We start from the raw sequence: 6,254 nt of genomic DNA, 5'->3' as shown, positions 1-6,254 counted from the left end.
GGGGCGCGCCCGGACCCGTCAGATCCAGGTCGGCAGCCACATCCGGATGTGCCACTGCTGCCACGGCACGACCCACGCCGACCACACGGGGTAGAAGAAGAGGCCGGCGGCCACCACGACCGCGACGAACACGCCGACCCCGATGGTCGCGCGCCGCCGCCCGCGCCGGTCCCGCTCGCTGTCGTCGGGGCTCGCCGGCCCGACCAGCAGCCCCAGGACGTACACGAGCGTGAGCACGACCCACGGCACGAACGCGACCGAGTAGAACGCGAAGATCGTGCGGTGGGCGTACGCGAACCACGGCAGCCAGCCGGCGACGATGCCGGACAGCACCGCGCCGGCGCGCCAGTCGCGGTAGCGCACGAGCCAGAACAGCGCGACGAGGATCGCGGCCGCGCCGGCCCACCAGATCACCGGGTTGCCGACCGCGAGGATCGCCTGCGAGCACGAGTCGGCGCCGCACGCGGCCTGCGCCTGGCGGCCCGTCAGCCCCGAGATCTCGCCCGGGTACCAGTACGACGTCGGCCGCCACTGGACGATCCAGCCGAGCGGGTGGGCGGCGTACGAGTGCGGCGTCTCGAGGCCGTTGTGGAACCGCCACATGTCCTGGTGGAACTGCCACAGCGACCGCGCCGCGGGCGGCAGCCACTGCACGCCCTGGTCCGGGTTGGCCTCGGCCCAGTGCCGGTTCCACGCGTTGTCCGAGGTGAACCACGACGTCCAGGACGCGACGTACGTGAGCAGCGCCGACCCGACGACCACGACGAACGCGAGCAGCCCGTCCTTGACGACGGCCGCCACGTGCCAGGCGCGCACGCCGACGCCCCGCCGCGCCGCCATGTCCCACAGCACGGTGAGCACGCCGAACACCGCGAGGAAGTACATGCCCGACCACTTCGTGCCGACGGCCAGGCCGAGCAGCACGCCGGCGGCCAGCCGCCACCAGCGGAAGCCGAGGCCCGGGCCCCAGCGCAGCGTGCCGCCCGCGTCGAGCACCGCGGCGGCACGGTCCGCGAGCCGGCGTCGCGCCTGCTCGCGGTCGAGCACGAGCGCGCCGAACGCCGCGAGCACGAAGAACATGAGGAACGGGTCGAGCAGGCTGATGCGCGAGTGCACGATCGCCTGGCCGTCCACGGCGAGGAACAGCCCGGCGACCGTGCCGAGCGCCGTCGACGCGAAGATCCGCCGGCCGATGCGCGCGACCATGAGCACGGCGAGCGTCCCGACCACCGCCGCGGACAGCCGCCACGCGAACGAGCTCTCGACGCCGCCGCCCAGCTGCATGCCGAGTGCGATCATCCACTTGCCCACCAGGGGGTGGACGACGTACTCCGGGTCCGTGCCGAGGCTGCTGGTGTCGCCGCTCTCGAACGCCAGGTTCGGGTCGTCGCCCCACGCGGCCTCGTAGCCGCGGGCCAGCAGCGAGAACGCCTGCTTGACGTAGTAGGTCTCGTCGAAGACGAGGGAGTGCGGGCGGGCGAGGTCCCAGAACCGCAGGACGCCGCCGAGCACCGTGACCGCGAGCGCCCACAGCCAGCCGTTGCGCCGGTCGCGCGGCGTCGCGTCGAGGGTGAGCGCGCCGTCGCCGAGCAGGCGGCGCAGGAGCACGGTGCGGCGCGGCTCGGCGGGCTCGCCGTCGAGGTCGTCGTCACCGGCGTCCCGGTCGGCCGCACCGTCGCCGGCGTCCGTCGGCTGCGCACCGTCGTCGGCGTCCTCCGGCCGTGCGGGGTCGTCGGCGTCCTCCGGCCGCGCGTGGTCGTCGACGACCGTCGTCGCCTGCCGCTGCGCGGGGGCGCTCTCGTCGTCGGGAGGGAGCGTTCCCGCACCGCCGGGCACGGCGGTGCCCGGCGCGTCCTCGCGCTCGGCGTCGTCTCCGGTGGGCGGCACGCGGTCATCGTAGAGGCCCGCACCGTCCTCGTGTGACCGGGGTCACCGCCACGTGGTCACACGCCCGCGGGTGCCAGGCTGGGGGCGTGAGCACCGACCGTCCCGCCCGCACCGGCCTGCTCGTGCTGGCCGCCACGCCCATCGGCGACGCCGAGGACGCCTCCGCCCGGCTGCGCCGGCTCCTCGCCGAGGCGGACGTCGTCGCGGCCGAGGACACCCGCCGCACCCGCGCGCTCGCCGCCCGGCTCGGCGTGCCGATCGGCGGACGCCTCGTGAGCCACCACGAGCACAACGAGGGCGGGCGCGTCACCGAGCTGCTCGACGTCGTCGCGGGCGGCGGCACCGTGCTCGTCGTCAGCGACGCCGGCATGCCCGCGGTGTCCGACCCGGGGTTCCGCGTGGTGCAGGCCGCGGTCGCGGCCGACCTGCCGGTGACGGTCGCGCCCGGGCCGAGCGCGGTCCTCACCGCGCTGGCGCTGTCCGGCCTGCCCACGGACCGGTTCGCGTTCGAGGGGTTCCTGCCGCGCAGGCCCGGGGAGCGCGCGCGGGCGCTGGCGGCCCTCGCGGCCGAGCGGCGCACGCTCGTGCTGTTCGAGGCGCCGCACCGCGTGCCCGAGACGCTCGACGCGATGGTCGAGGCGTTCGGCGCCGACCGGCCCGGCGCGGTGTGCCGCGAGCTGACGAAGACGTACGAGGAGGTGCGCCGCGGCCCGCTCGCCGAGCTGGCGGCGTGGGCCCACGCCGGGGACGTCCGCGGCGAGGTCGTGCTGGTCGTCGGCGGCGCGCCGGCGGACGGGCCCGCGGACGTGGGCGACCTGGTGCCCGAGGTGCTCAGCCGCGTCGACGGCGGCGAGCGGCTCAAGGAGGCCGTCGCGGGGGTCGCCGAGGCGGCGGGCGTCGGCAAGCGCGAGCTCTACGCGGCGGCCCTGGCGGCGCGCGGCCGCTGAGCGGGCGTCCCGCCGTCCGGGCGGGACGCCGCGCGCGTCAGAGGTCGGTCGACGCCACGAGCTCGGCGCCCGCCTCCGCCATCGCCGCGCGCGCGGCCTCGCCCTGCTCGGGCGTCACGGGCACCGTGAGGTCGGTGAGCACGCGGGCGCGCATGCCGAAGCCGAGGGCGTCGAGCGTGGTGGCGCGCACGCAGTGCGACTCCGCGATGCCGACGACGTCGACCTCCGTGACGCCCGCGTCGCGCAGGATCGCGCCGAGCGCGCGGCCGTCGTGGTCGTGGCCCTCGAAGCCGGAGTAGGCGGCGGCGTACTCGCCCTTCTTCACGCTGACGTCGGGGCGCAGGTCCGCGAGCGCCGGGTGCAGGTCCGCCTCGGGCGTGCCCACGACGGCGTGCGGCGGCCACGTGTCGACGTAGTCCGGGGTGTCCGAGAAGTGCTCGCCCGGGTCGACGTGCCAGTCCTGCGTCGTGACGACGAGGTCGTACCGGTCGCGGTGCTCGGCGGCGTACCGGGCGACGCCCTCCGCCACGGCGTTCCCGCCCACGACGCCGAGGGCCCCGCCCTCGCAGAACGTCGGCTGCACGTCGACCACCAGCAGGGCGCGCCGGCCCTGCGTCCGCTGCTCGCTCATGCGCCCATTCTCGGCGCGGTGCCGCCGCCGCGTCCCGTCGTCGCGGCGTGGGCCCCGACACACGCGCCCTTGCCGGTCGGTGCGCGGGCGCGGAGGCTGGGGGAGCGGCCGCCCTGCGTCGGGCGGCGCGACGGGAGGTACGGCGATGACCGCAGGGCCCGGGACCGGCCGCCGCAGGACGGCCGCGGCCGCCACGGCCGCGGCGTTCACGCTGCTCACGGCGTGCTCGCCCGGCACCGGCGAGGTCACGCCCGCGCCGGGTACCACGTCCGCGCCCGCACCCACGTCGGCCGCGTCCGCACCGGCACCCGCGTCGCCGGCGCCGACGTCCCCGGTCCGCGACGTGCCGAGCGTCACGGTCACGTCCGTCGAGGAGGTCGCGACGGGCCTCGACGCGCCGTGGGGCCTGGCGTTCCTGCCGGACGCGCGGGCGGTGGTCACGCTGCGCGACGCCGCCCGCCTGGTCGTCGTCGGTCCCGACGGCGCCGTGACCGACGTGACCGGCCCCGGGGCCGAGGAGGTCGCCGCCGCCACGGTGCCGCGCGGCGAGGGCGGCCTGCTGGGCGTCGCCGTCGTGCCCGGCGCGGCCCCGGGCGGGCCGGTCGACCTCGTGCTGTACCTGACGGCCGCGCAGGACAACCGGGTCCTGCGCGCCACGCTCGACGGCACGACCCTCGGGCCCACCCGCGCGGTCGTCACCGGCATCCCGCGGGGCAGCAACCACAACGGCGGCCGCCTCGCGTTCGGGCCCGACGGCGCCCTGTACGTCACGACCGGCGACATCTACCGGACCGCGCTCGCACCCGACCCCGGCAGCCTCGGCGGGAAGGTCCTGCGCGTCACCGCCGACGGCGCCCCCGCCCCCGGCAACCCCGACCCCGCCTCACCGGTGTGGACGCGCGGGCACCGCAACGTGCAGGGCATCGGGTGGGCGCCGGACGGCCGCGCGTTCGCCGCCGAGTTCGGGCAGGACACCTGGGACGAGCTCAACGTGCTGCACGCGGGCGCCGACCACGGCTGGCCGTCGGTCGAGGGGACCGGCGGCGCGGCGGACGGGTTCGCCGACCCGGTCGCGCAGTGGTCGACGGACGAGGCGTCGCCCAGCGGGCTCGCCGTCACGGACGAGGGCGTCTACCTCGCCGGGCTGCGCGGCGAGACGCTGTGGCGGGTCCCGCTGCGGCCGGTCGACCCGGCCGCGCTCGCGGACCCGGCGCAGGACGCCGCGGGCGTCGGCACGCCGCAGCCGCTGCTGGTGGGCGAGCACGGGCGGCTGCGCGCGGTCGAGGTCGCGCCCGACGGGTCGCTGTGGGTGCTGACGAACAACACCGACGGCCGCGGCGACCCCCGCCCGGGCGACGACCGCCTGCTGCGCGTGCGCGTCGGCTGACGACCCTCCAGGCGGGCCGCCCGCCGCGCGCGACCGGATCCGCACGCGACCCCGGGCGTGTCCGTGCTGTCCGGGTTCGTGTCGATCGGTACTGTGTGCGCCGATCAGTGGACCTGAGAGGGAGCGGTCATGCCGGCGAGGGCCAGGAGCATTCTCATGTGGGTCGTCGTCATCTTCCTCGTCTACGCGGTCGTGACGAACCCGGACCGGGCGGCGGACGTCGTCCGGGCGATCTGGGACTTCCTGTGGGGCGCGATCCAGGGCTTCGGGGAGTTCTTCCGCAACCTCGCGCAGTAGGCGGGCGGTGCGGCGGCGGCACGGCGGCGCGGCGGGAGGGGTGACGACATGGGCGCGGACCGCGCGACACGCATCGTCATGTCGCACCGGCTGCTGCGGCGGTACGTGCTGCCCGGCGAGCGGGTCGTGCTGGCGATGCGACGGCACTGGGCGAAGCTGCTCGAGCCCGCGCTCACGTGCCTCGCCGTCTTCGTGCTCGTCGCGTGGGCGACGCTCGCGCTGCAGCCGGCCCTCGGCGACCGCGCGCTGTGGCTGTGGTGGCTGTGGCTCGCGGCGCTCGCCCGGCTCGGCTGGCGCGTGCTCCTGTGGCGCGTGGAGTGGTTCGTCGCGACCGACAAGCGGATGCTCCTGCTCACCGGCCTGGTCACCCACCAGATCGGGATGATGCCGCTGCTCAAGGTGACGGACATGCGGTACTCGCGGTCCGTGCTCGGGCAGCTGCTGGGCTACGGGCAGTTCCTGCTCGAGTCCGCCGGTCAGGACCAGGCGCTGCGCAGCATCGACTGGGTCGCGCACCCCGACGCCACCTACCGGGACCTGTGCGCGCTCATCTTCACGCCGACGGGCACGCCGGACACCGTCGCGGCGGCGCACGCGCGCCTCGTGCCGGGCGTGGCCGCGCCGCCGGCACCGCTGCGGCCCGCGGCCCCGACCGCGCCGCCGTCCGTCCCGCCGCCGCGCCCCGCGCCGTCCTGGCCGCCCGTGCCGGGCGCGGGGACCGGCGGCGACCTCGACACGCAGCCCATCCCGGCCGGCGCCCCGTCCCCCGTGCCGGTGCCCGTGCCGGTGCCGACCTTCGCGGAGGCCCGCGTCGCGCCGCTCGCCGTCGAGGCGGAGGCCATCGCGGGGGAGGAGGCGCTGCGCCGCGCGGAGGAGGACGCCGAGGACCGGTCGTGGGACGTGTCGGAGCCGACGGCGACGTTCGTGCGGCTCGGCCGGCGCGGCGACACCGCCCCGCGCGCGCACGACGACGCGCACGACGACGCGGACGACGACCCGCACCACGGCGGGCACGACGACCCGCAGGCGCCCGGCGCGGACCCGGCGACCCGCCCGACGGGCGGAAAGCCGGACGGGGCGGACGGCCGTCCGACCTAGGATCGGC

General features: G+C 77.2%; 6 protein-coding genes. 4 read left to right on the top strand and 2 right to left on the bottom strand.

Translation table 11 applies throughout. The features are described from left to right. Nucleotides 1-18: 18 nt before the first annotated feature. The gene (locus tag ACFUMH_RS10540) at nucleotides 19-1,887 is read right to left on the bottom strand and encodes a dolichyl-phosphate-mannose--protein mannosyltransferase (RefSeq protein ID WP_378204479.1); all 1,869 of its coding nucleotides are present in this window, start codon (nucleotides 1,885-1,887) and stop codon (nucleotides 19-21) included. Nucleotides 1,888-1,973: 86 nt separating this feature from the next. Here ACFUMH_RS10540 and rsmI point away from each other — a divergent pair, with 86 nt between their 5' ends. Then, a complete protein-coding gene (gene rsmI, locus ACFUMH_RS10535; RefSeq protein ID WP_378204476.1) occupies nucleotides 1,974-2,834 on the top strand; it encodes a 16S rRNA (cytidine(1402)-2'-O)-methyltransferase in 861 nt (286 codons plus the stop codon). A 37-nt stretch (nucleotides 2,835-2,871) separates the two neighbouring features. Here rsmI and ACFUMH_RS10530 read toward each other — a convergent pair whose 3' ends face one another. Continuing rightward, nucleotides 2,872-3,465, bottom strand: a complete 594-nt coding sequence (locus ACFUMH_RS10530) for an isochorismatase family protein (protein WP_378204473.1) — start codon at nucleotides 3,463-3,465, stop codon at nucleotides 2,872-2,874. 145 nt (nucleotides 3,466-3,610) lie between these two features. Here ACFUMH_RS10530 and ACFUMH_RS10525 point away from each other — a divergent pair, with 145 nt between their 5' ends. From ACFUMH_RS10525 to ACFUMH_RS10515, 3 genes are all read left to right on the top strand, one after another. Next, a complete protein-coding gene (locus ACFUMH_RS10525; RefSeq protein WP_378204470.1) occupies nucleotides 3,611-4,852 on the top strand; it encodes a PQQ-dependent sugar dehydrogenase in 1,242 nt (413 codons plus the stop codon). Nucleotides 4,853-5,008: 156 nt separating this feature from the next. Beyond that, entirely contained in the window at nucleotides 5,009-5,149 is a 141-nt protein-coding gene (locus ACFUMH_RS10520) for a hypothetical protein (protein ID WP_378204467.1), read from the top strand. A 48-nt stretch (nucleotides 5,150-5,197) separates the two neighbouring features. Beyond that, nucleotides 5,198-6,247, top strand: a complete 1,050-nt coding sequence (locus tag ACFUMH_RS10515; protein WP_378204464.1) for a PH domain-containing protein — start codon at nucleotides 5,198-5,200, stop codon at nucleotides 6,245-6,247. The last annotated feature ends 7 nt before the right edge of the window (nucleotides 6,248-6,254 follow it).

Origin of the sequence: Cellulomonas sp. NPDC057328, from assembly GCF_042667215.1 — a bacterium.
In the GTDB taxonomy this organism is placed as follows: Bacteria; Actinomycetota; Actinomycetes; order Actinomycetales; family Cellulomonadaceae; genus Cellulomonas.
Note: the sequence above shows the minus strand (reverse complement) of the source record. Positions and strands in the feature narration are given on the sequence as shown.